The following is a 20,961-nucleotide window of genomic DNA, read 5'->3' as shown; positions in this document are numbered from 1 at the left end:
TCTATCCGTATGAGGTTAAAGCCTGGGTTTGCGGATGCCGAACCATAAGCCGGCAGCGAATACCGGCAACAGCGCCAGCCACCAATACCAATATTCGCGTACTGATTTGACCGCAACTTCGAAAGCGCGTGGCGGCGGGGAGGGCCGGGCGGGTTCCGGTTCCGGCTGAGCGGCGGGCTTGGCTTCTGGCAATTTTACCGGCGCTGCTTTTTCCGGCAGAGGCTCCGCGTCTTCTGCCTCGATAGCGGTCTGTTCCGCAACCGCGGCACTGGCATCCGCATAGCCAGGGTGTATGTCCCCGCGCGCCTTGGCTAGCGTTTGCTGCAATGCGGCGGCGGTGTCGCCGTCCAGGTATTGGCCCAGCCATCGCCACATTGGGTGGTTGGGCGAGGTATGCCCGCTGCCGGGCAGGCCGTTCCTATTGACCAGCCGCGCCAGCTCGCCGCCCAGCTCCCGCAGGGTCTGTTCATCGGTATGCCAGAAGCCTTTTTCCGCCGCCACCATCATGATGGCGAGCATGTGCGCCTTGACCTGCGCATTGTGCTTATGTTCGAGGAAAGGCTTGAGCCCGAGCTGCAGGCTGTCGTCCATGTAGACCTTCTTCACTTCGTCCCAGGCCCAGTCCTTGATGATGTCGGGCCGGGTGACCTGCCAGCCCCAGAGGTTTTCCATGAATTCCTGCCCCATGGTGCGCGCGCCCGCATAGCCGTGCTGCATCAGCGGGCGTATCCAGGCCGGGTTGAGGTAGCGCGCGCGCAATTCCATCAATAGGGCGGTTTCCAGCGGGTCGTCGCTGAGGTTGTCCGGATCGGTGTGGTTGAGGATGCGCGCGGTGGGGCGCTTGCCGGTCACGGTTTCGGTCGCGAGCGACAGGCCGCCGAGGTAGTCGAAGGCGTCGTTGTTGTCCATCAGGCCGTAGAGGTTAGAGGCGCGGCCGTGATAGGTGTTGGCGATGCTGGTGAGCGCGGTCTTGAATATGTCCTGCGCTGGCTGGCCCTGGGCATCCAGTCCATAGGCATGGCCCATGCGCGTGAGATAGGCCTGGCCGAGCTCGCTGCGGTTCTTCCAGGTGCCCGAGCGCTCGGTGAGGCGGTTGACGCCGGTGCCGTAAGCGCCCGGCGCGTCGCCGAAAATACGCCAGGCGGCCTCGCGCCCGGCTTGCGGCAATGCCATGCCTTGCTGTTGATGCGCCTGAGTGCGGCGTATCCACTGCAGGGCAACGCCGTTGCCCGAAAGCGGCTCGTCGCCTTCCGCCATGCCAGCGCCCAACGGCGACAAGGCTTCTTCCAGCGCAGGCTGCAAGGCAGGATATTGCGCACGGATGGCCTTGGCAGACGCGGCGAGCGCGAGGCGGCCGCCGGTATCTATCCATTGCATGAGGTTGGGGTAGAGGTCGCGGAACAAGCCGGAGGTGGTGACGATCACGTCATGACGCGCAATCCCCGGCTTGAGCTGCATGCGCTGCACGATGCCGCGCGCATTCCATTCCGGCTCTATGCCCATCAGGCTGAGGATGAAGCTCACCATCACGCCCTCGTCGCGCACGGCGTCCGATGCCCAGAGGATCACGCCTTCGCTGTCCTGCACGCTGTCGCGCTTGCGTACCTTGGCGGCCATGCTGGCGCCGATCTGGAAGCCGAGGCGGGTCGGCAGCACGTCGCCGTCCAGTGCATGAAAGTTGCGCCCGGTGGGCAAGGCGTCGGGCGAGCGCAAGGGATCGTTGCCCTTGCCGGGCGGCACGAAGCCGCCTTCGAGCGCATGCAGCAGGCTCTGCATTTCCAGGCGCGGCGAGGCCGCCAGCTTGTCGCGGGTTTCCGCGCTGACGCCTTGCTCATGGCCGCGCGCCATGGAATCCAGCATCAATGCCAGCGATTCTTCCGACCAATCCTTGCCGAAGATATGCAGGCCATGCGGCATGAATTTCTCCTGCAGCTTGGTCAAGTAGTGGCCGATTTCGTGCGCAAGCAGGTCATCGTCGGTCTGCTCATAGCCGATGCCGCGCACTTCCAGCACGTCGGCCATGCTGGCTTCCAGCTCGGCGCGCAACTGCAGCGCTTCCACCAAGCGGCGCATTTCGCGCGCGGCTTCCACCTTCATGGTCTCGGAGCTGGAGGACTCGTAGCTTTCCACCACCTGGCGCAATTCCAGCAGGCGGTCATAGAGCGGCGTCGAGGTCAGCGGCGGCGTGAGGTGGTCCACCATCACGGCCAGGCCGCGGCGCTTGGATTGCGTGCCTTCGCCCACGCCGTCGACGATATAGGGATAGATGCCCGGCAGGTCGCCCGCGATCAACCGTGAGTAATCGCTCGCTGCCAGCCCGACCGCCTTGCCGGGCAGGAATTCATAGGTGGAGTGGCGGCCGATATGCACCAGTGCATCCGCCTTGAACACGCTGCGTAGCCAGTGGTAATAGCCCAGGTATTGGTGCGGTGGCGGAATGGTAGTGTTGGCGTGCAGCAACTCCTCGTCCACTTCCCAGCCGCGCGGCGGCTGCGGGCCGATGAAAATGTTGCCGAACTGCACGCCGGGAACCAGAATCTGGCGGTCATGCACCATGACCTTGCCCGGCGCGGGCCCCCAGCCGCGCATGCCCTCGATACCCAAACCTGCAAGCCGGGTTTTCTGCAAGGCCAGCGCGTTGCAATCGGTGTGCTTTTCCAGGCACTGCAAATAGCCGTGGTTGAGCGCCTCAAGCTGCTTGAGCGCATTGTCGCGCTGCGGATGGTCCGCGCCTTCAAGCAGGTGGCGCAGCTCGTGCATGGCCTTGTCGAGGCGGTTGCGCGCGATGTCGATCTCCCCGGCGCGTTGCGCCGCTACCAGGTCGGCATGCAGCTTGCCGAGCGGGCCTTCCACCATCTCCCCGCGCACTTGCGCAGGCAGGGTGCCGAACCAGTTGAGGTAGGCGGCAGTGTCAAGCTTGTTGACGTGCTGGCTCATCTCAGCCAGCGCGGCCCGGTCTTCCGGCAGGTTGACGCCGCGCTCCTGCATCAGGTCGAGCAACGCTTCCGGCGAAGCGGGCAATTCGCCGGTGTTATAGCCCGCACGCTTCAATGCGTGCAACATCTCGAACAACGAGGCGGGTACGTCGAGGTTGTCCGCGCCGATGTTCTGGCGGCCGGGCGGATGGTTGTAGTAGATCAGCGCGACCTTCTTTGCGGCGTTCGGCTTGCTGCGCAACTGCTGCCAATTGATGCTGCGCCTGACCAGCGACTGTACTTCGGCAGGCAGGATCTGCGGCAGCTTCAGCTCGACGCCGGTGAGCTTGTCTATGGTGGCAGGTCCGGCCGCGGCCACGACCAGCGGCTGCGAGCTGCCCTGGATTTCCGGCATGGCGACGCGGTATTGCACCGAATTGATCGGCAGGCCGTCTTCCGAAAGCTGCCAGGCATTGGCGCCGCGGTCGGTCAGACGGATGGCCTTGTACACAGGCACGTCGAGTTGGCCCAGGAGTTCGGTCACGGCCTCGCGGCCCTCGGCGGCGCCGACGACAAAGTCCTGCAATACCACCAGCCCGCTGGGTGCGGCGGGCGCAAGCAGGGTTTTCAAGTTGGCGATGGCGTCGCGAGAGGCCTCGCCCCAGCGCGCCATGATGGCGATGCAGGGCTGGCCCTGCTTCTCGCTCGCGGCGCAGATGGCATCCACGGGTTGCGGATCGCTGGTGCTGAGGTCGAGCACGGCAAGCACAGGCTGATTGTTGTCTATCCTGGGCTGGCTGACTTCCCGGCCGCCCTGGCGCAAGCGCACCAGCGGTTCAGGCTGTATTGCAGGCAAGCTGGCGGAAGGATGCAGCAGATAGCGCATGAAGGCGTTGAGATTGCCGTTGCCGCCCGCCTGCCAGAGATCGTGCAGGCCCAGCCATTGCCGCGCGGCAGCATGTTGCTGCGCGAGGTTGGCGACTTTTTCAGAAAGATTGTTCTGCGTCAGCGTCAGGCTCTTTGCGTGGGAAAAACTGCTGACGGCTTCCCCTTGCCAGCGGCTTTGCAGCGAGAGTGCGCTTTCGCCGTTGAAGGCGATGAAGTTGCGCGGCTTACTGGCGCCAAGCTGTTGCAATTGGCTTTGCAGTTGCTGAGATGCCTCGCCGTAGACCGCCACGGAGAATACCGCGTCGGCGTCGCGCAGCCAGCGCTGCAGGGTCTTACCGTCGGCAGCGAGCACCTGGGATTGCGTGCGCAGGATGATGCGGTCCTGTTTGCCGGATTGCTGCAGGGCTTGCTTTGCCGCCTCGGCCGCGGCAGGGGCGGTGCGGTCGGACACCATGCCGAACAACGTGGCGGCCTGGACAGGTGCCTGGCTGGTGACGAGAACAATCCCGAGCAGGGCTGGAAAGAAATGCTTCATGAGGCAAATAACCGGGCAACTGCCGCAGGGTTGGATGGGAAATAGAAATGCAGGTAGCTCGCCGTGAGGCTGCCGTGGCGATAGATAACCTCGCCCGGCTTGCCGCGCTGGGTGATTGCCTGTGCGTAGGGCGTCAACGCCGTCTCAAGGCTGGAGTAATGGAAGGTATGCGCATGCAGCCTGCCTTCCGGCAACTCTGCGAATTGCACGCCCAGCCCCTGGAACCGCGGCTGCATGTTGCAATCGCCGGGCAGCAGGCCGAAGCCGGACTGCTGATTGATGCTGTCCGTCACCGCCATCATGCCGCCGCATTCCGCCAATATCGGCAGCGCTTGCCGCCAAGTCTGCTGCAAGGCCGTGCGCATGGCTTGGTTGCTGCTCAGCTTTGCAAGATGCAGCTCGGGATAGCCGCCCGGCAGCCAGATGGCGTCAATTCCTGTAGGCAATGCCTCGTCATGCAGCGGCGAGAAGAAGATGGTGTCCGCCCCCAGCGCATGCAGGCAATCGAGGTTGGCGGGATAGATGAAGCAAAAGGCTTCGTCGCGCGCGACGGCGATGGTTTTGCCTGCGAGCAATCGCTGCACATCGTTGGCAGGGGGGAGGGGCGCGAAAACGGTTTCAGGCGGCAAGGGCAACGCGCCTGATTCCGTCAGCAACGCCGCGGCCTGCGCGATGCGCTGCTCCAGGCCGTCGATTTCATCGGCGCGGAACAGGCCCAGGTGCCGTTCCGGCAACGCAAGCGCTTCCTGTTTCTGCAATGCGCCCAGCCAGGGAATATCCGGCGGCAGGCTGTCGCGCAGCAAAACGCCATGCCCGGCGCTGCCGGTGCGGTTGGCGATCACGCCTGCGGGGATGAGTTCAGGCCGGTGGGCAAACAGCCCCGCAGCCAATGCGCCGAAAGTCTGCGCCATACCGCTCGCGTCGATAGCGAGCGCAACGGGGAGCTGGAACCGTGCCGCGATGTCGGCGCTGCTCGGGCTGCCGTCATACAGGCCCATTACGCCTTCCACCAGGACGACGTCGGCTTGCTGCGCGGCCTGGTATAGCCGGGCGGCAATGTCTTCCGCGCCGCACATGGCAAGGTCGAGGTTGTAAACCGGCCTGCCTGTCGCGGTATGCAGGATCATCGGGTCGAGGAAGTCCGGCCCGCACTTGAAGGCTTGTACTGTCAGGCCCTGGTTGCGCCATGCACGCGCCAGCGCGGCAGATATTAAAGTTTTTCCTTGATTGGAGGCTGGCGCGGACAGCAGCAACGCCGGGCGACTGGCTGCCATGACTTTACCACTCCACCCCTGGCATCGCCTGCACGCCGTTCTTGAAAGCATGCTTGACCATGGTCATGTCGGTGACGGTATCGGCCTGCTCGATGAGTTCGGGCTGGGCGGCGCGGCCGGTGACGACCACATGCTGCATGGCGGGACGGGCGGCGATGTCGGCCAATACTTGCTTCAAGTCGAGGTAATGGTATTTGAGGACGATGTTGAGCTCGTCGAGGATGACCACGCCTACGCTTTCATCCTTGAGCGCGGCTTGCGCGGCTTGCCAGCCTTGTTGGGCAGCGGCGACGTCGCGCTCGCGGTTCTGGGTTTCCCAGGTGAAGCCTTCGCCCATCACATGCCAGGTGACATTGGGCTGGTTGCAGAAGAAGGCTTCCTCGCCGGTGTCGGAACGGCCCTTGACGAACTGCACTACCACGGCTTTCATGCCATGGCCGAGCGCGCGGGCGAGCAGGCCGAAGGCGGCAGTGGATTTGCCCTTGCCGTTGCCGGTATTGACCAGGAACAGGCCGCGCTCGATACGTGCGGCCTCTATCTTGGCATCGATGACGGTTTTCTTGCGCGCCATTCTTTCGGAATGGCGCTGGTTGAGGTCTGGTTTTTCCTGGTCGGTCATGCGGTTCGTTTGTGATCAGCGTAGAGCGCCTTCACCACAATATGGATGATGGCGGCAGTCGCCACGTAAAACGCCAACGTGCCCAACGAGGATGGATAGTACTTGGCGATGCGCGGCAGGAATTCGGCCAGGGTGGGGTCGGCATAGCGGCCGGAGAAGAAATAGAAGCCGCCGCTGGAGAACAGGTGGCAGACAAAGCTGCTGGCGACGACAGTGGCTGCCAGCGTGGCAAGGCGCTTGAAGGCAAACTGGTAGCGTTTGGCGAACCAGCGGCCGCCGAGCCAGAGGCTGCCGTAGGCAGGCAACAGGAAGCCGTAGGCCGGCGAAGTGCAGAAGCCGTCCACGCCGCCCCAGGTCACGGCGGCGAAATCGAGCGCGGCGGCCAGGCCGAGCAGGGCAGGGAATGTCCAGGCCGGGCGCAGGTAGACCCCGGCCAGGAAGAATACCGCCCAGGATGCGCTGGGCAGGTGGTTGATCGCGGCGAAATGATGGCCGCGGGTCACGATGAGCAAGGCGGCCAGTACGAGGCCGATCATGATCTGGTGATTCTTGTTGAGTGTCAGCATGGTTGTCTTCCTTGGGGCTGGGTCAATGATCAAAAACACTGAATTTTAACCGAAATCCGCAGCCGCCAGAGGATTTACAACGTAGGCGCATAGCGCACGGATACAAACAGGTTGGCGCCAAACGTGCCGTAATCCTTCGCCAATTCGTACTTGCGGTCGAACAGGTTGTTGACGCGCGTATTCACGGACCAGTCGTCGTTGATGCGGTAGTTGCCGTATAGGTTGACCAGGGTATAGCCGGAGAGGCGTTCAGTGTTGGACGTATCGTTGAAACGATGACCGGATGTGATAATTTCACTTCCCCACTCCCAAGCGCCAAATGATTTGGCGAGAGACAGTGCCCCATGCTCTTTTGCTCTGCGAGGTAGCAGGTTGCCATTCCCGGCATCTTCAGGACGCTGGAAATCAGCATTTGCTCTAATAATAAATCCTGCAATTGATGTTCGCAGATTCAATGTGAGGCCTCGTAACCTTGCCTGGTCGATATTGACTGTTTGCCGGAAGTTGCCCGATGCCGTGCGGGTAATCAGGTTGTCGATATCATTGTGGTAATACAACACGCCGGCCGCATGCTGGCCGTTTTCATACTGCAATCCGATTTCCTTGTTGCGGGACTCTTCAGGTTTGAGGTCGGGATTGCTGGCATAAGTCACGCCACCGAAAGCGGTCGCGGGAGCATAGAGCTGGTTGAATGTTGGCGCGGCGAAAGCGGTGCCAAAGCTGGCGTTGGCTTTCCACTGTGGTGTGATTTGATAGGCGTAGCCGATATTGCCAGTGGTTTTGTTGCCAAACTGGGAGTTGTCATCATTGCGCAGGTTGATCTGGACGCGGTGTTGATCAAATTGTCTTTGCCAGCCGGCGAGATAGGATTGGATATCCCGCTCCGTCACCAGCAGGGCGGGCGTGGCGTTGGATTCGACTTTCTGCTCCCGCCGTTCCACGCCGATGTTGAATACCCCGGCTTTCGTAGTCAATATGTTGTGCCAGATGTATTGATCCTGGGTGGTCTTGATCATGCTTTCGGTAGTTGATGCCGGACGTTTGGTGTAGGACGATAGATCGTCAATGCTTCTTGCAATGCTGAATGTGCTGGCCCATGCATCGGTGAAACGGTTTTTACTGAATAGGGTATAACTCGACAAGGTCTGGTCAAGGAAGTAATCATATCTGGCGGTAGTGCGTGAGGATCCGCCATCATTGAAATTCCGGCTGTCGGTCACCAGAATGTTCAGCCCAATTTCGTGGTTTTCCGTGAGGTGCTGGCTGATGTTCGCACTGAGGTTCTGGTTGCGAAAACCATCGGCATCTGCGTTATAACTGACCGCATTTTTGTTGCGAACGGCATTGATGCCATGCACATGGGTCATGCCGCCTTGCAGGCTGTAGCTGGTATTGCCTATGCGGCCGTTTACGCCTGCTTCGCCGATTGCCGTACCGTAGGTGCCGAGTCCTACTGATGCATTGAATTTAGGCGCGCCTTGGCCTTTCTTGGTGAATATCTGGATGATGCCGCCAATGGCGTCAGCTCCATACATGCTGCTGGCCGGTCCGCGCAGGATTTCCACATGATCAATCTGGCTCAGGGGAATGTGTTGAATGGCAGTTTCGCCGGTAGTGGCAGAGCTGATGCGTACGCCGTCAATCAGAATCAGAGTGTGCGTAGGGTTGGCGCCGCGCATGTAGATATTGGTCGATTTGCCAACGCCGCCGTTACTGCTCATTTCGATGCCAGGCTGCATCGCCAGTAACTCTGCCAGCGTGGACTGGCCAGCCTTTTGTATTTGCTCGGCTGTAATGACGGATACATCACCGATTACCTCGCTGCTTTTCTGTTCAGTACGCGAAGCCGTGACAATAGTGTCTTCCAACCGGAGATCGGCAGCATTGGCCGCCAGGGGTAGGGAATAGATTGCGGCAAGGGCGGTGCCCAGGGAAAATCGGAACATCAAACTGCAAACTCCATAAGGCTCTCGCGGCCCCGCGAGAGCTGGTAACGAATGAGAGTGTGCAGGGGGCATGATCCGTCGCCGGATGGTCATCGGTCAGCCGCATCCCCGCAGCACTTCCTAGTCGTCTTCAGGCCGGTCTCCGGGCTTGCAAGATCAGTGATATGCCGCCTTCCCATGAAAACCTCTCACAGTGGCATGTTGGCATACCGGCTTGCTTACCGTTGCGGGGGCAGCACAGGCATTGTGGATCGCATCGTCGGGATGCCACGCACCTGTTTCCCAGTTTCACCCTTGCGCCATGAACAGGCCAAGGACACCTCAAAACTTGCTATTGATTATAAATGATTCGCTCTTTATGCGGTGAAATAAGTTTTCAATATAAGATATTGTAAACATGCCATAAATTCTTGGGTGCAGTTGACCATGTGCTGATTTTGCAATTATAGTGGCGCCATGAATGCTGATTTGATCACGTTGGAAGAAAAGCTCGCGCGGCTGATATCCCTATGCCAATTGTTGCGGGCTGAAAATCTTGAGCTCCGTCAGGAGCTTGTGCGCTCCCAGGATGACAACAAGCAGATGAAGGAAAACATGGAGCTTGCCAGCCAGAAGCTGCAGGCCCTGATCGAGCGTCTTCCGGAGGGAACCGTATGAGCAGCGTGCGTGGCGTCGATGTCAGCATCATGGGGCGCGAGCTGACGATCGCGTGTACTGACGATGAGCGCGAGGCTTTGTTGCGCTCGGTCGATTATCTCGACAAGAAAATGCGCGAAATCCGCGATACCGGCAAGGTGGTCGGTGCCGAGAAGATTGCCATCATGGCGGCGCTCAATATCGCGCATGAGCTGTTGACGACCGATGCCGGCGGTTTTGACATTGGCGATTTCAAGCGTAGAATTGCTTCCATGCAGGAGCAGATTGACACTGTCGTCGGCGACGATCAAAACCAGCTGTTTTAAAGCGGTTTTTAATCCAAGACAGTTCAACTGCCACAAGTTTTCAGAGGCCGGATGATCCCGTCCTCTTCCCTTTGTTCCCTGCGGTGCTGTTCGGGCCATAGATTCCTTGAACCATAAATTTGGCTTTGGTTTCGGTCTGTTAAGTAACAGTGTGCGCGCTCCGATGCGGGTGTACCTAACGTAGCTTTAGGTCGTTACCACTTGAACCGTACAGGTTCAGGATGCCGGTCCGGATGGCATTTGCGGGGAACTCCATTCAGTTGTCACGCCTTATGGGCAGGCCGTTATCTCAAGGCGTGGTATTCCAGGTCGGCAAGGCTGACAATATCCAATGCACGCTCGTGGGATGCTTCCAGCACCACGGGCGGCGCATAGCCCGCCTCGGCGGCTTCGTGCCAGCGCGATGCGCACAGGCACCAGCGCTCGCCCGACGTCAGCCCGGGGAAGCCGTATTCCGGCCGCGGTGTGCTGAGGTCGTTTCCCCTAGAAAGCGAGAATGCGAGGAATTCCTCGGTCATCATGGCGCACACGGTATGGCTGCCGATGTCTTCGGGCCCGGTTTCACAGCTGCCGCTGCGTGTGAAGCCGGTGATCGGGTCCATGCTGCAAGGTTGTAATGTAGTGCCAAGGACGTTGCGGGCCATGCTGGAGATTCTGAATTTGAATGCGACTCGGGTTATGATACGGAATCTGTGTTGATTTGAGAATTTCATGCGTTACTGGTTGATGAAATCCGAGCCATCAGACGTGTCGATCGATGACCTGGCTTCCTTCCCCGATCAAACGGTAGATTGGTACGGGGTGCGCAATTACCAGGCGCGCAACTTCATGCGAGACCAGATGAAGGTCGGCGATGGCGTATTGTTCTATCATTCCAATTGTGCGGAACCTGGCATCGTGGGCATTGCCGAAGTCAGCAAGCTGGCTTATCCCGACCGCCTGCAGTTTATCGAGGGCCATAAGTACTATGACCCCAAGGCGACGCCGGAGAGTCCGCGCTGGTTCAATGTGGATGTGAGGCTGGTGCGCAAGACGCGCTTGTTGAGCTTGAAAGAATTGCGTGAAACGCCGGAGCTGCAGAATCTGCGCATCCTGCAGCGCGGCAACCGGCTCTCGATTACGCCGGTGGACCCCAGGGACTGGGAGTTCATCATGAAACTACTTGCCTGATGCTTGGCATCATCCCAATGCGTGATATGCTATTGCGGCGTCAGGATTCAATTGATTAAGGAGATGATAGTGGGAACGAAAAAAGAAGACGGAGTAGGGGATCCGCATCAGGATTTGAGAAACAGTGGCCTGAAAATCACGTTGCCACGTCTCAAGGTGCTGGATATCTTCCGTAACAGCGAGCAACGCCACCTGGCGGCTGAAGATGTATACCGGATCCTGATCACCGAGCATTCCGAGTTCGGCTTGGCTACCGTGTATCGCGTATTGGCGCAATTCGAGCAGACTGGGCTCTTGAAGAAAAGCCAGTTGGGCAACAACAAGGCCGTGTATGAGCTGAACGATGGCGAAGAGCACCATGGCCACTTGGTTAGCACCAGCACCGGTGAAGTGCGCGAATTCTATGACCTCGGCATCGAAGAGCGCCTCAAGGTGATCGTCCGCGAGCTAGGCTACGAGCTCACCGATTACGATATCACCGCATACGGCACGCCTTTGGCTGACAAAGCCTGATTCAAGCTTAGGATATGCAAAAAGCCCGCCAATCGGCGGGCTTTTCATTTGGGTGTCGGAACTTAGCCGAGGAACAGTTTGTAAGCCGGGTTGTTGCTTTCCTCCCAGTACGGGTAGCCCAGGTTCTGCAGGAAATCGGTGAATGCCTGTTCCTCGCCGGGCGGCACCTGCATGCCGACCAGCACCCTGCCGAAATCCGCGCCATGGTTGCGGTAATGGAACAGGCTGATGTTCCAGTCATGACGCATGCTGTCGAGGAAATTCATCAGCGCCCCGGGTTTTTCCGGGAACTCGAAGCGGTAGACCTGCTCGTGCTCTGCCTGCGGCGCATGGCCGCCTACCAGGTGGCGCAGGTGCAGTTTTGCCACTTCATTCTCGCTCAGGTCCAATGCCGGCAGGCCATGCTCCTGCAATTGCGCGACCAGCGTGCCGGATTCGCTGGGATCCTGGATGGCGACGCCGACATAGATATGCGCGGCCGTGGCGTCGGCATAGCGGTAGTTGAACTCGGTGATGTTGCGGTTGCCGATCAGCCGGCAGAACTTCTTGAATGAGCCTGGAGTTTCGGGAATGGTCACGGCCAGCACCGCTTCGCGCTTCTCGCCGATTTCCGCGCGCTCGGCGACGAAGCGCAGGCGGTCGAAGCTCATGTTTGCGCCTGAGGCGACCGCCACCAATGCCTTGTCCTGCAGGCCATGCTGCTGGGCGTAGGCTTTGAGGCCGGCCAGCGCCAGGGCGCCCGTCGGCTCGAGGATGGCGCGCGTATCCTCGAATACGTCCTTGATCGCCGCGCAGATGGCGTCGTTGTCGACCAGGATCATGTCGTCGACATATTGCTGGCATAGGCGGAAAGTCTCTTCGCCGACCAGCTTGACCGCCTTGCCGTCCGCAAACAGGCCGACCTGGTCCAATGTGACCCGTTCGCCTCGTTGCAGCGAAACCGTCATCGCATTGGCGTCGTTGACCTCGACGCCGATGATCCTGATCTCGGGGCGTACTGCCTTGATATAGGCGGCCACGCCGGCGATCAGGCCGCCGCCGCCGACCGGGCAGAAAATCGCCTCGATAGGGCCGGGGTTGTCCTGCAATATCTCCACCGCCACGGTGCCTTGCCCCGCGATCACGTCAGGATCGTCGAAGGGGTGGACGAAAGTGAGCTGCTGCTCGTCCATGAGCTTCAGGGCGTGGTTGTACGAATCCGTGTAGGATTCGCCAGCCAGCACCACTTCGGCGCCGCGGTTGCGCACGGCATCGACCTTGATGCCGGGCGTGGTGACCGGCATGACGATGACGGCGCGGCAGCCCGCGTTCTTGGCGGCCAGGGCCACGCCCTGCGCATGGTTGCCTGCCGAAGCGGTGATCACGCCGCGCGACAATGCCTCGGCGGAGAGCTGCGCCATCTTGTTGTAGGCGCCGCGCAGCTTGAATGAAAATACGGGCTGCATATCCTCGCGTTTTAGCAGTACCTGGTTGTGGATGCGTCGGGAAATGTTGGGAAGCAGGTCCAACGGGGTTTTGCTCGCGACGTCGTAAACGCGGGCGGATTTGATTTTCTGCAGGTAATCGATTTTCATTGGGGACGCTGTCCAGGGCTGCACTGTATAGTGCGGCAGTGTATGATTGAGGGGTTTGGTTCACAAAGAACCTGAATTATAAAGAAAACACGGGGCCTGCAAAATGTTGCGCTGGCTCATACAGCGTTTGAAAGCCCCGATTTGGTCACAAATAAGCAAAAGGTTTAAATAAATGGCTACACAAGACGAATTGAAGCAACAGGTTGCCAAGGCGGCCGTCGAATACGTGAAGGGCGGCATTATCGGCGTAGGCACGGGCTCCACGGCCAATTTCTTTATCGATGAGCTGGCCAAGGTCAAGGACCGCATCGACGGCGCCGTCGCCAGCTCCGAAGCGACTGCCCAGCGCCTGCGCGGCCATGGTATCGAAGTGTTCGACCTCAATGACGTGGACGGCATGGAAATCTACGTCGACGGCGCGGACGAGATCACCGAGCAAATGCATATGCTCAAGGGCGGCGGCGGCGCGCTGACACGCGAGAAGATCGTGGCGGCCTGTGCCAAGGATTTCATCTGTATCTGCGACCAGAGCAAGCTGGTGTCCGTGCTGGGCAAGTTCCCGCTGCCCGTCGAGGTGATCCCGATGGCGCGCGAGCATGTGGCGCGCGAGCTGGTGAAGCTGGGCGGCCAGCCCAAGCTGCGCGACTTCACTACCGACAACGGCAACGTGATCCTGGACGTGCATGGCCTGACCATCGCCGACCCGGTGGAACTGGAAACCAAGATCAACGCCATCGTCGGCGTCGTGACCAACGGCCTGTTCGCTTCCCGTCCAGCTAATGTGCTGCTGCTGGCGACAGCGGACGGCGTCAAGACATTGACCGCCAAGTAATCGACGCGCACCAGTTCAACATGAAATTGTCATAATCGGCAATTACACTACAACGTTGACTCAAAACACTGGCCGGAACTAGCGCAGTCCGGCCAGTTTCAATCACGGAAGGGATCGCGTTATGCAATTTGAACATACATACAAGCAATACGATGCCGAGCTGGAATCAGTCCGTGCAAAAGTGCTCGAAATGGGCGGTTTGGTCGAGCAGCAAATCGTCAATGCGCTGGAAGCCCTGGTGACTGTCAACCTCACCTTGGCAGACAAGGTGATTGCCAATGACCACAAGGTGAATGCGCTTGAAGTCCAGGTGGACGAGGACTGCAGCCACATCATCGCGCGCCGCCAGCCTGCCGCGGGCGACCTGCGCATGATCATGATGGTGGTCAAGACCATTACCGACCTGGAGCGGATCGGCGACGAGGCGACCAAGATTGCCCGCGTGGCGCAGAAAGTGTCCGAGTCCGGCCGTCTCTATACGCCGCGTTTCAACGAGATCAAGACCATGGTCGGCCATGTGCGTGAAATGCTGCGCACCGCGCTGGACGCCTTTGCGCGCCTGGACGTGACCAAGACTGTGGACGTGGCGCGCCAGGACGAGCAGGTGGACGAGCAGTTCCGTGCCGCGATGCGTCAGCTGATCACCTTCATGCTGGAAGACCCGCGCACCATTTCCATGTCGCTGGAGGTCCTGTTTGTCGCCAAGGCCATCGAACGTATCGGCGACCATGCCAAGAATATTGCCGAATACGTGATCTACATGGTAAAAGGTAAGGACGTACGCCATACCACGGTGCAGGAGATGGAGCGCGAAGCTCAGGAACCCTGATGTCAGCCGCCGTGATGGCGGCAACGGTTTAGCGTTTTACAAGAAGGTCGAACTTGCCTACCAAAAAATCGGATTTTCCTGAGATCGCGGCAGTCGATCTGGGTTCCAACAGCTTCCGTCTGCAACTCGCACGGGTTGCAGACGGCCACCTCATTTTCCATGACTCCTTGCGTGAAGCCGTCCGCCTAGGCGCGGGGCTGGATGCGAAGAACAACCTGAGTGCCGATGCCCAGCAACGGGCGATCGACTGTCTCAAGCGTTTTGGCGAACGCTTGCGTGGATTGCCTGTGCAGGCGGTGCGTGCGGTTGCCACCAATACCTTCCGCGTTGCGCGCAATGCACCCAACCTGATGGAAGAAGCGCAGGCCGCGCTCGGATTCCCCATCGAAATCATCGCAGGCCGTGAAGAAGCGCGCATGATTTTCGTCGGCGTCAGCCACAGCCTGCCCCCTGCCACGCACAAGCGCCTGGTGATCGACATCGGCGGCGGCTCTACCGAGTTCATCATCGGGCAGGGTATCGAACCCATCGAAATGGAAAGCCTGTATATGGGCTGCGTCAGCTACAGCCTGCGCTATTTCCCCGACGGCAAGCTCACGGAAAGCGCGTTCGAACGCGCGCGGATTGCCGCTGCCGCGGAAATCCAGAGCATACGCAAGCATTTCATTGCGGAAGGCTGGGACGAAGCGGTCGGCTCGTCCGGGACGGCCAAGGCCTTGGGCGAAATCATCCGCCTGAGCGGCTTGAGCGAAGGCGAAATTACCAGGGAGGGCCTGGAGTTTCTGCGCGAGCAATTGATCAAGGTCAAGGACATCAAAAAGATAGACTTGCCTGGCTTGAGTGCCGACCGCGCGGCGGTGCTGCCAGGCGGGCTGGCCATCATGACGGCGGCATTCGACGCCCTCAAGATCGAACGCATGACAACGGCGAACAGCGCCCTGCGCGAAGGCGTGCTTTATGAACTGCTTGGCCGCCTGCATGACCAGGATGTTCGTGAGATCACGGTTTCAAGCTTCATGCGGCGCTACCATGTAGAGCCCGATCAGGCCGAGCGCGTGCGCGAAATGGCATTGCGCCTGCTGGCGCAATGCGCCGGCCAATTGCAGCAATGGGATGAAGAAACGGCGGCACAATACCTGACCTGGGCCGCATACCTGCACGAGATTGGTGTCTCCATCGCACATGCGGGTTATCACAAGCATTCCGCCTATATAGTCGAGAATGCCGACATGCCGGGCTTCTCCAACATGGAGCAGGAGACGCTGGGCCTGCTGGTCAAAGCGCACCGGCGCTCCCTTGCCAAGCTTGAGGCCGACCTGATCGGACACCATGACCGCTTGCTGTTGATCCTGATTTTGCGACTGGCCGTGCTGTTCCACCGCAATCGACAGCCCGACCATTACCCGGAGCCAGCATTGTCGATCCTGAAGTCCGGCTACCAGCTCAATATTGACTCTGCATGGCTCAAGGAGAACCCTCTGACGGAAGCGGAGCTATTCAATGAAGTGGCCTACTGGAAAGAGATCGGCCTGAGCCTGGAGCTGGTTTCCTGAGATAGCATCTTGCTGCACATGCGTAATAACGAGAAAAAGGCCGGATGTTCCGGCCTTTCTGTTACTGGAGTGCGCACTCGCTCAGGCGTCAGGCAATATTTCCTGGCCATACTCCGCCATGAGGAACTGCTGTGCTGAAAAGCTGGCGCGGCGGCTCGGCTTGAGCTCGTAATTGCCGTCGGGCTGCATTTCCCAGGCGTTGGAGTTGTCCTTGAGGTAGGGCTCCAGGCCTTCCTTGAAAACGCGCTTCTTCACCTTGGCATCCAGCAATGGGAAGCATACTTCGATACGGCGGAAGAAGTTGCGGTACATCCAGTCCGCGCTCGACAGGTAGATGTGCTCGGCGCCGTTGTCGTAGAAGTAGAAGATGCGGGTGTGCTCGAGGAAGCGGCCGACGATGGAGCGCACCTTGATGTTTTCCGATACGCCGGGGATGCCGGGACGCAAGGCGCAAACGCCTCGCACGATGAGCTCGATCTGCACGCCGGCGCTGGAAGCATCGTACAGGGCGCGGATCACGTCGGGATCGAGCAGTGCGTTCATCTTGGCAATGATGCGCGCTTTCTTGCCGGACTTGGCAATCTCGGCTTCATTCTGGATCGCTTTGATCGTGCGCTGGTGCAGGGTGAACGGCGACTGCCAGAGATGGCGTAGCTTGCTGGCCCGTCCCAGGCCGGTCAACTGGGCGAATACGTCGTTCACGTCCTCGCTGATTTCTTCCTGGCAGGTGAGCAGCCCGAAGTCGGTATATAGGCGCGCGGTGCGCTGGTGGTAATTGCCGGTGGCAATATGCACATAGCGCCGCAGCTTGTCTTCGTCGCGCCGCACGACCATGGCCATCTTGGCGTGGGTCTTGTGTCCGACCACGCCATAGACGACGTGGGCGCCGGCATTTTCCAGCTTGGCCGCCCAGTTGATGTTGGCTTCTTCATCAAAGCGCGCCAGCAGCTCCACGACCACGGTGACTTCCTTGCCGCGCTGCGCCGCGTCGATCAGGGACTGCATCAGCGTCGAGTCGGCGCTGGTGCGGTAGAACGTCTGCTTGATCGCCAGCACTTGCGGGTCTTCGGCGGCCTGCGTGATGAACTCCACGACCGGGTTGAACGACTGGAACGGGTGGTGCAGCAGGATATCCTGCTTGCGGATGGCCTTGAAGATGTCCGGGTCCTTGGCCATTTCCTTCGGCAGGCTGGGCGTATAGAGCGGGTATTTCAGGTCTGGGCGGTCCACGCTGTCCGGAATCTGCATGAGGCGGACGAGGTTGACGAGGCCGTTGACTTGGTAAAGGTCGTCCTGGCTCAGGCCGAATTGCCCCAACAGAAAGGCGGACATTTCCGTCGGGCAGCTGTCGGCTACTTCCAGTCGTACCGCATCGCCATATTGCCGGTGGGTCAATTCGCCCTGCAGCGCAAGGCGCAAATCCTTGGTTTCCTCATCGTCCAGGATCAGGTCGCTGTCGCGCGTGACGCGGAACTGGTAGCAACCTTTCACCGTCATGCCGGAAAACAGTTCGTTGACGTGGGCATGTAGGATGGAGGACAGGAACACGAAGCCGTGGTCGCAACCCGCGATGTCGCGCGGCAGGCGGATGACGCGCGGCAGCGCGCGAGGCGCCTGTACGATGGCGACGCCGGAATTGCGGCCAAACGCGTCCTTGCCTTCCAGCTCGACGGCAAAGTTCAGGCTCTTGTTGAGCACGCGCGGGAAAGGGTGCGCCGGATCCAGCCCGATGGGCGTGAGGATGGGCATCAGCTCACGGAAGAAGTAAGCCGCGATCCACTCGCGCTGCACATCGCTCCAGTCCCCGCGGCGGATAAAACGGATTTCCTGGGCGGCAAGCTGGGGCAGCACCACCTCGTTGAGGATCTTGTATTGGTGGTCCACCATTTCGTGGGCCAGGTTGCTGACCTTGGCGAGCGCCTGCTTGGGCAGCATGCCGTCGGCGCCTACGTGCGGGGAGTTGTACTTGATCTGGTTCTTGAGGCCCGCCACGCGCACCTCGAAGAACTCGTCCATATTGCTGCTGAAAATGCAGAGAAATTTGAGGCGCTCAAGCAGGGGAACGTTTTCGTCTTCAGCCTGGGCCAATACGCGACGGTTGAAGGCCAGGATGCCTAGTTCGCGATTGATGAAATATTCGGGACTCAATTTGACGGGCAACATGATGAAAACCTCACTGTATGCCCGCAATATGACATTTTAATGAAAAATGGTTCAACTATTGGGCGGGACGTAGCCTGAAGCGGTATCCGCGCCATCGCCGAAGAAATAGGCCTCGGTCTGTTGCGCGAGGTATTTGCGTGCTTGCGGGTCGGCTAGGCTCAGGCGGTTTTCGTTCACCAGCATGGTTTGCTGCTTGAGCCAGCCGGCCCAGGCTTCCTTGGAGACATGTTCGAAAATACGCTTGCCGAGCTCGCCGGGATAAGGGGGAAAGTCCAGGCCGTCAGCATTGCGGCCCAGCTTAACGCAGAAAACGGTACGTGCCATGATGTCGATCTTTGTTGAAGTGAATCAAGACCGACATCATAGCGCAAGCTGCCCGCGGCGGCGATACCGCGGCAGCCTGAGGCGCTGTAGCTAGAACTCCCCGCGCAGGCCGACGAGCAGCGAGCGGCCGCCCATGGGCGCGATATCCTTGAGGATGGAGGTATGGTCGCGTATGGTCTGGTCCAGCAGGTTGTATGCCTTGGCGAAAGCCTCTAGCTGGAAATACTGCGAGGTGGGCAGCTTGTAGGTCAGCGTGGCGTTGACCAGGGTGTACCCATCCGTGGCGAGCTCGTTCGCATCGGTGCGGTCCTGCTTGAAGGCGCGCAATACATCCAGGCGTGAGCCGAAACGGTTGAAGCGGTAATCCAGCCCGAAGCCCAGCTTCAACGGCGAGATGCGCGGCAGCGAGTCGCCGGTGTCGCGGTTGGTGGCGCGCACGTAGTCGCCGCGCAGGTTCAGGTCCAGCGAGCCGACCTGCTCATAGACTCGGAACTTGCCTTCGGCTTCCAGGCCCTTGAATGTCGCCTTGGCGCCCGTGAACCTCGCTTCGGTTATTTCGGAATCGGCCTGTCCCGGGATACCGTCCTCGTTTACCAGCTCTCCGCTGTTGAATAGCCCGATGAAATTGCTGAACCGGGTGTAATAGGCGCCAATGTGGAAGGAGTCGTGGTTCTGCTTCCAGCGCAACTGGGCGTCTATGCCGTTCGAGCGCTCTTTCTTGAGGTCGCTGGAGCCGACTTCATACTGGTCGGTCGCCACATGCTCGCCGTCGGCATACAGTTCGAAGTAGCTGGGTGCACGTTCGTTGTGCGACAGGTTGGCGGTGACGGACCACTGTTCGTCCAGCTTGAACAGCGCGCCGGCGGCAAAGCTGTATGGCGTGAAGGATTTCGACTGGCTGGGCCCGAACTCGTCTCCGCCCTTGGATTCGATCTTGGCATGCTCTACACGGCCGCCGAAAGTCAGCTTGAGCGCGTCCAGCGGCAGCTCTTCATACAAGTAGACCGCACGCGTATTGGTGCGGTTGGACGGCACGAAGGCTTCCTCGCCCAGCGCCTGGAAGCGGGAGTTGTGGAACTGCATGCCGACCACGCCGTTGAGCGGGCCGATATTGCCGTGGGTGGCTTCGATCGAGCCTTCCACGCCGCGGTTCTTGAAGGTGGTGCCCACTTCGCCGTCTTCCAACTCCTGGTGCTCGTAGTCGGTATAGGCCATGCGTACCTTGACCTTGCTGATGATGCTGCCCAGGTCGCGCAGTTCGGAGGCAAAGTCCCAGCGATCGCTCTTCATGTCGATGAGGACATCCGGTTCCGCCACTGTGCCGTATTTGCTGTTGAAGGTGGAGTAGGACATGCCGACATAGCCGTTTTCCAGCGCTATCGAAGCGCCGATCGCGCCGCCGTCGGCATCCGAGCCGCTGTTAACCAGGCGGCCCTTGTGTTCCCGCGCCTCCCCGGTTTGCTCGCTCTTGCGGCGCGACATGGCGTAGCCAGGGATATCGAGATCGTCGGTTTTGCGCTTGTAGGCGTCCGCGTGCACGGTGAGCACGCCATTGCCGGCATCGACGACGACCGCGCCATTTTTCTGGTTTTCCGCGCCGCCGAACCTTACTTCGCTGCGTCCGGTGACGCCGTCGATGGCCTCCTTTGGAATGCGGTGGTCAATCGCGTTCACCACGCCGCCCACTGCGCTGCCGCCGTAAAGCAGGGCTGCAGGGCCGCGCACCACGTCGATCTGCTCGATCACCAGCGGGTCCAGCGCTACGGCATGGTCAAAGCTCAGGCTGGAGGCGTCCAGAATGCCGACGCCGTTCTGCATCATGCGCACGCGCTCCCCATCCAGGCCGCGGATGATGGGACGCGAGGCGTTGGGGCCGAAATAGGTGGAGGAAACGCCGGGAATGGATTTCAGGGTTTCGCCCAATGTACTTTCGCGCTGCAGCGAGAGCTCGCGGCCGCTCAGGGTGGAGACCGGGACGACCATGTCGTCGGAGGCGACGCCCAGCGGGTTCGCGGTGACGGCGACGGTAGGCAGCTCGATTTCCCCTGCCGCGTGTGCAGGCATGGAAATCAGGGTGCTGCTGAAGGCCATGGTGATGGCGGTTAGGATTTTCTTTGGCGCAATTGGTGCGGGCGCAACTGCTGTATTGATGGCTTTTGTCTCAGGGTTCTGCATCTCGAATCTCGCATTTCAATTTATTCAACAGGCCGTGCGTAAGCACGACCGCGGCTTCCCCAAGCCGGGGAAGCGCAATGGCAGGCATATCCTTTGACTCAGGCGAGGATATGCCGGGGCTGG

General features: G+C 59.9%; 18 protein-coding genes, 1 other RNA gene and 1 riboswitch. Of the genes, 9 read left to right on the top strand and 10 right to left on the bottom strand.

Going from position 1 to position 20,961, the window contains the following annotated elements; all coding sequences use genetic code 11:
- Positions 1-15: 15 nt before the first annotated feature.
- The 5 genes from ACKF11_RS14730 to ACKF11_RS14710 form a co-directional block, all read right to left on the bottom strand.
- Positions 16-4,338, bottom strand: coding sequence for a cobaltochelatase subunit CobN (locus tag ACKF11_RS14730; protein WP_407997681.1), 4,323 nt, complete (start codon positions 4,336-4,338; stop codon positions 16-18).
- The gene (locus ACKF11_RS14725) at positions 4,335-5,612 is read right to left on the bottom strand and encodes a cobyrinic acid a,c-diamide synthase CobB (RefSeq protein WP_407997680.1); all 1,278 of its coding nucleotides are present in this window, start codon (positions 5,610-5,612) and stop codon (positions 4,335-4,337) included. The genes ACKF11_RS14730 and ACKF11_RS14725 overlap by 4 nt, the downstream gene beginning before the upstream one ends.
- Positions 5,613-5,616: 4 nt before the next feature.
- The gene (cobO, locus tag ACKF11_RS14720; RefSeq protein WP_407997679.1) at positions 5,617-6,231 is read right to left on the bottom strand and encodes a cob(I)yrinic acid a,c-diamide adenosyltransferase; all 615 of its coding nucleotides are present in this window, start codon (positions 6,229-6,231) and stop codon (positions 5,617-5,619) included.
- Complete coding sequence (locus ACKF11_RS14715; protein WP_407997678.1) at positions 6,228-6,797, bottom strand: hypothetical protein; 570 nt, start codon at positions 6,795-6,797, stop codon at positions 6,228-6,230. The genes cobO and ACKF11_RS14715 overlap by 4 nt, the downstream gene beginning before the upstream one ends.
- Positions 6,798-6,871: 74 nt before the next feature.
- Positions 6,872-8,743, bottom strand: coding sequence for a TonB-dependent receptor domain-containing protein (locus tag ACKF11_RS14710; RefSeq protein WP_407997677.1), 1,872 nt, complete (start codon positions 8,741-8,743; stop codon positions 6,872-6,874).
- Positions 8,744-8,859: 116 nt separating this feature from the next.
- Positions 8,860-9,082: riboswitch (cobalamin riboswitch) on the bottom strand.
- A 117-nt stretch (positions 9,083-9,199) separates the two neighbouring features.
- Here ACKF11_RS14710 and ACKF11_RS14705 point away from each other — a divergent pair.
- The 3 genes from ACKF11_RS14705 (at position 9,200) to ssrS (ending at position 9,958) form a co-directional block, all read left to right on the top strand.
- Positions 9,200-9,400 (top strand): hypothetical protein, encoded by a 201-nt coding sequence (locus ACKF11_RS14705; RefSeq protein WP_407997676.1) that lies wholly within the window; start codon positions 9,200-9,202, stop codon positions 9,398-9,400.
- Positions 9,397-9,705, top strand: a complete 309-nt coding sequence (locus tag ACKF11_RS14700; protein ID WP_407997675.1) for a cell division protein ZapA — start codon at positions 9,397-9,399, stop codon at positions 9,703-9,705. The genes ACKF11_RS14705 and ACKF11_RS14700 overlap by 4 nt, the downstream gene beginning before the upstream one ends.
- A gap of 72 nt (positions 9,706-9,777) precedes the next feature.
- Positions 9,778-9,958: non-coding RNA, 6S RNA (gene ssrS, locus ACKF11_RS15320), on the top strand.
- A 31-nt stretch (positions 9,959-9,989) separates the two neighbouring features.
- On the opposite strand, the gene ACKF11_RS14695 is transcribed toward ssrS, so the two are convergent.
- Positions 9,990-10,349, bottom strand: coding sequence for a DUF2237 family protein (locus ACKF11_RS14695; RefSeq protein ID WP_407997674.1), 360 nt, complete (start codon positions 10,347-10,349; stop codon positions 9,990-9,992).
- A 67-nt stretch (positions 10,350-10,416) separates the two neighbouring features.
- Here ACKF11_RS14695 and ACKF11_RS14690 point away from each other — a divergent pair, with 67 nt between their 5' ends.
- Entirely contained in the window at positions 10,417-10,875 is a 459-nt protein-coding gene (locus ACKF11_RS14690; RefSeq protein ID WP_407997673.1) for an EVE domain-containing protein, read from the top strand.
- 69 nt (positions 10,876-10,944) lie between these two features.
- Positions 10,945-11,388: a ferric uptake regulation protein gene (locus ACKF11_RS14685; protein ID WP_407997672.1), complete on the top strand. Its 444-nt coding sequence runs from the start codon at positions 10,945-10,947 to the stop codon at positions 11,386-11,388.
- 62 nt (positions 11,389-11,450) lie between these two features.
- On the opposite strand, the gene ilvA is transcribed toward ACKF11_RS14685, so the two are convergent.
- A complete protein-coding gene (gene ilvA, locus ACKF11_RS14680) occupies positions 11,451-12,962 on the bottom strand; it encodes a threonine ammonia-lyase, biosynthetic (protein WP_407997671.1) in 1,512 nt (503 codons plus the stop codon).
- A gap of 172 nt (positions 12,963-13,134) precedes the next feature.
- Between ilvA and rpiA the strand changes: the two genes are divergently transcribed.
- From rpiA to ppx, 3 genes are all read left to right on the top strand, one after another.
- A complete protein-coding gene (rpiA, locus tag ACKF11_RS14675; protein ID WP_407997670.1) occupies positions 13,135-13,794 on the top strand; it encodes a ribose-5-phosphate isomerase RpiA in 660 nt (219 codons plus the stop codon).
- 121 nt (positions 13,795-13,915) lie between these two features.
- Positions 13,916-14,623 (top strand): phosphate signaling complex protein PhoU, encoded by a 708-nt coding sequence (gene phoU / locus ACKF11_RS14670; RefSeq protein WP_226757426.1) that lies wholly within the window; start codon positions 13,916-13,918, stop codon positions 14,621-14,623.
- Positions 14,624-14,676: 53 nt separating this feature from the next.
- The gene (ppx, locus tag ACKF11_RS14665) at positions 14,677-16,176 is read left to right on the top strand and encodes an exopolyphosphatase (protein ID WP_407997669.1); all 1,500 of its coding nucleotides are present in this window, start codon (positions 14,677-14,679) and stop codon (positions 16,174-16,176) included.
- An 81-nt stretch (positions 16,177-16,257) separates the two neighbouring features.
- Here ppx and ppk1 read toward each other — a convergent pair whose 3' ends face one another.
- From ppk1 to ACKF11_RS14650, 3 genes are all read right to left on the bottom strand, one after another.
- Entirely contained in the window at positions 16,258-18,339 is a 2,082-nt protein-coding gene (ppk1, locus tag ACKF11_RS14660; RefSeq protein ID WP_407997668.1) for a polyphosphate kinase 1, read from the bottom strand.
- Between the two features lie 51 nt (positions 18,340-18,390).
- On the bottom strand, positions 18,391-18,663 hold the full coding sequence (locus tag ACKF11_RS14655; RefSeq protein ID WP_309566872.1) for an oxidative damage protection protein: 273 nt from the start codon (positions 18,661-18,663) through the stop codon (positions 18,391-18,393).
- Positions 18,664-18,753: 90 nt separating this feature from the next.
- Positions 18,754-20,754, bottom strand: a complete 2,001-nt coding sequence (locus ACKF11_RS14650) for a TonB-dependent receptor (RefSeq protein WP_407997667.1) — start codon at positions 20,752-20,754, stop codon at positions 18,754-18,756.
- Here ACKF11_RS14650 and ACKF11_RS14645 point away from each other — a divergent pair.
- Positions 20,726-20,935: a hypothetical protein gene (locus ACKF11_RS14645; RefSeq protein WP_407997741.1), complete on the top strand. Its 210-nt coding sequence runs from the start codon at positions 20,726-20,728 to the stop codon at positions 20,933-20,935. The genes ACKF11_RS14650 and ACKF11_RS14645 overlap by 29 nt on opposite strands.
- Positions 20,936-20,961: the final 26 nt, after the last annotated feature.

Source organism: Methylobacillus draconifructus (genome assembly GCF_045984385.1).
In the GTDB taxonomy this organism is placed as follows: domain Bacteria; phylum Pseudomonadota; class Gammaproteobacteria; order Burkholderiales; family Methylophilaceae; genus Methylobacillus; species Methylobacillus flagellatus_A.
This window is presented reverse-complemented; position numbering and strand designations above follow the sequence as displayed.

What these genes read in the sequence shown, in the direction of transcription:
- ACKF11_RS14730 (WP_407997681.1), bottom strand. Translation starts at nt 4,338, where the DNA reads ATGAAGCATTTCTTTCCAGCCCTGCTCGGGATTGTTCTCGTCACCAGC.
- ACKF11_RS14725 (WP_407997680.1), bottom strand. Translation starts at nt 5,612, where the DNA reads ATGGCAGCCAGTCGCCCGGCGTTGCTGCTGTCCGCGCCAGCCTCCAAT.
- cobO (WP_407997679.1), bottom strand. Translation starts at nt 6,231, where the DNA reads ATGACCGACCAGGAAAAACCAGACCTCAACCAGCGCCATTCCGAAAGA.
- ACKF11_RS14715 (WP_407997678.1), bottom strand. Translation starts at nt 6,797, where the DNA reads ATGCTGACACTCAACAAGAATCACCAGATCATGATCGGCCTCGTACTG.
- ACKF11_RS14710 (WP_407997677.1), bottom strand. Translation starts at nt 8,743, where the DNA reads ATGTTCCGATTTTCCCTGGGCACCGCCCTTGCCGCAATCTATTCCCTA.
- ACKF11_RS14705 (WP_407997676.1), top strand. Translation starts at nt 9,200, where the DNA reads ATGAATGCTGATTTGATCACGTTGGAAGAAAAGCTCGCGCGGCTGATA.
- ACKF11_RS14700 (WP_407997675.1), top strand. Translation starts at nt 9,397, where the DNA reads ATGAGCAGCGTGCGTGGCGTCGATGTCAGCATCATGGGGCGCGAGCTG.
- ACKF11_RS14695 (WP_407997674.1), bottom strand. Translation starts at nt 10,349, where the DNA reads ATGGCCCGCAACGTCCTTGGCACTACATTACAACCTTGCAGCATGGAC.
- ACKF11_RS14690 (WP_407997673.1), top strand. Translation starts at nt 10,417, where the DNA reads ATGCGTTACTGGTTGATGAAATCCGAGCCATCAGACGTGTCGATCGAT.
- ilvA (WP_407997671.1), bottom strand. Translation starts at nt 12,962, where the DNA reads ATGAAAATCGATTACCTGCAGAAAATCAAATCCGCCCGCGTTTACGAC.
- rpiA (WP_407997670.1), top strand. Translation starts at nt 13,135, where the DNA reads ATGGCTACACAAGACGAATTGAAGCAACAGGTTGCCAAGGCGGCCGTC.
- phoU (WP_226757426.1), top strand. Translation starts at nt 13,916, where the DNA reads ATGCAATTTGAACATACATACAAGCAATACGATGCCGAGCTGGAATCA.
- ppk1 (WP_407997668.1), bottom strand. Translation starts at nt 18,339, where the DNA reads ATGTTGCCCGTCAAATTGAGTCCCGAATATTTCATCAATCGCGAACTA.
- ACKF11_RS14655 (WP_309566872.1), bottom strand. Translation starts at nt 18,663, where the DNA reads ATGGCACGTACCGTTTTCTGCGTTAAGCTGGGCCGCAATGCTGACGGC.
- ACKF11_RS14645 (WP_407997741.1), top strand. Translation starts at nt 20,726, where the DNA reads ATGGAAATCAGGGTGCTGCTGAAGGCCATGGTGATGGCGGTTAGGATT.
- ACKF11_RS14650 (WP_407997667.1), bottom strand. Translation starts at nt 20,754, where the DNA reads ATGGCCTTCAGCAGCACCCTGATTTCCATGCCTGCACACGCGGCAGGG.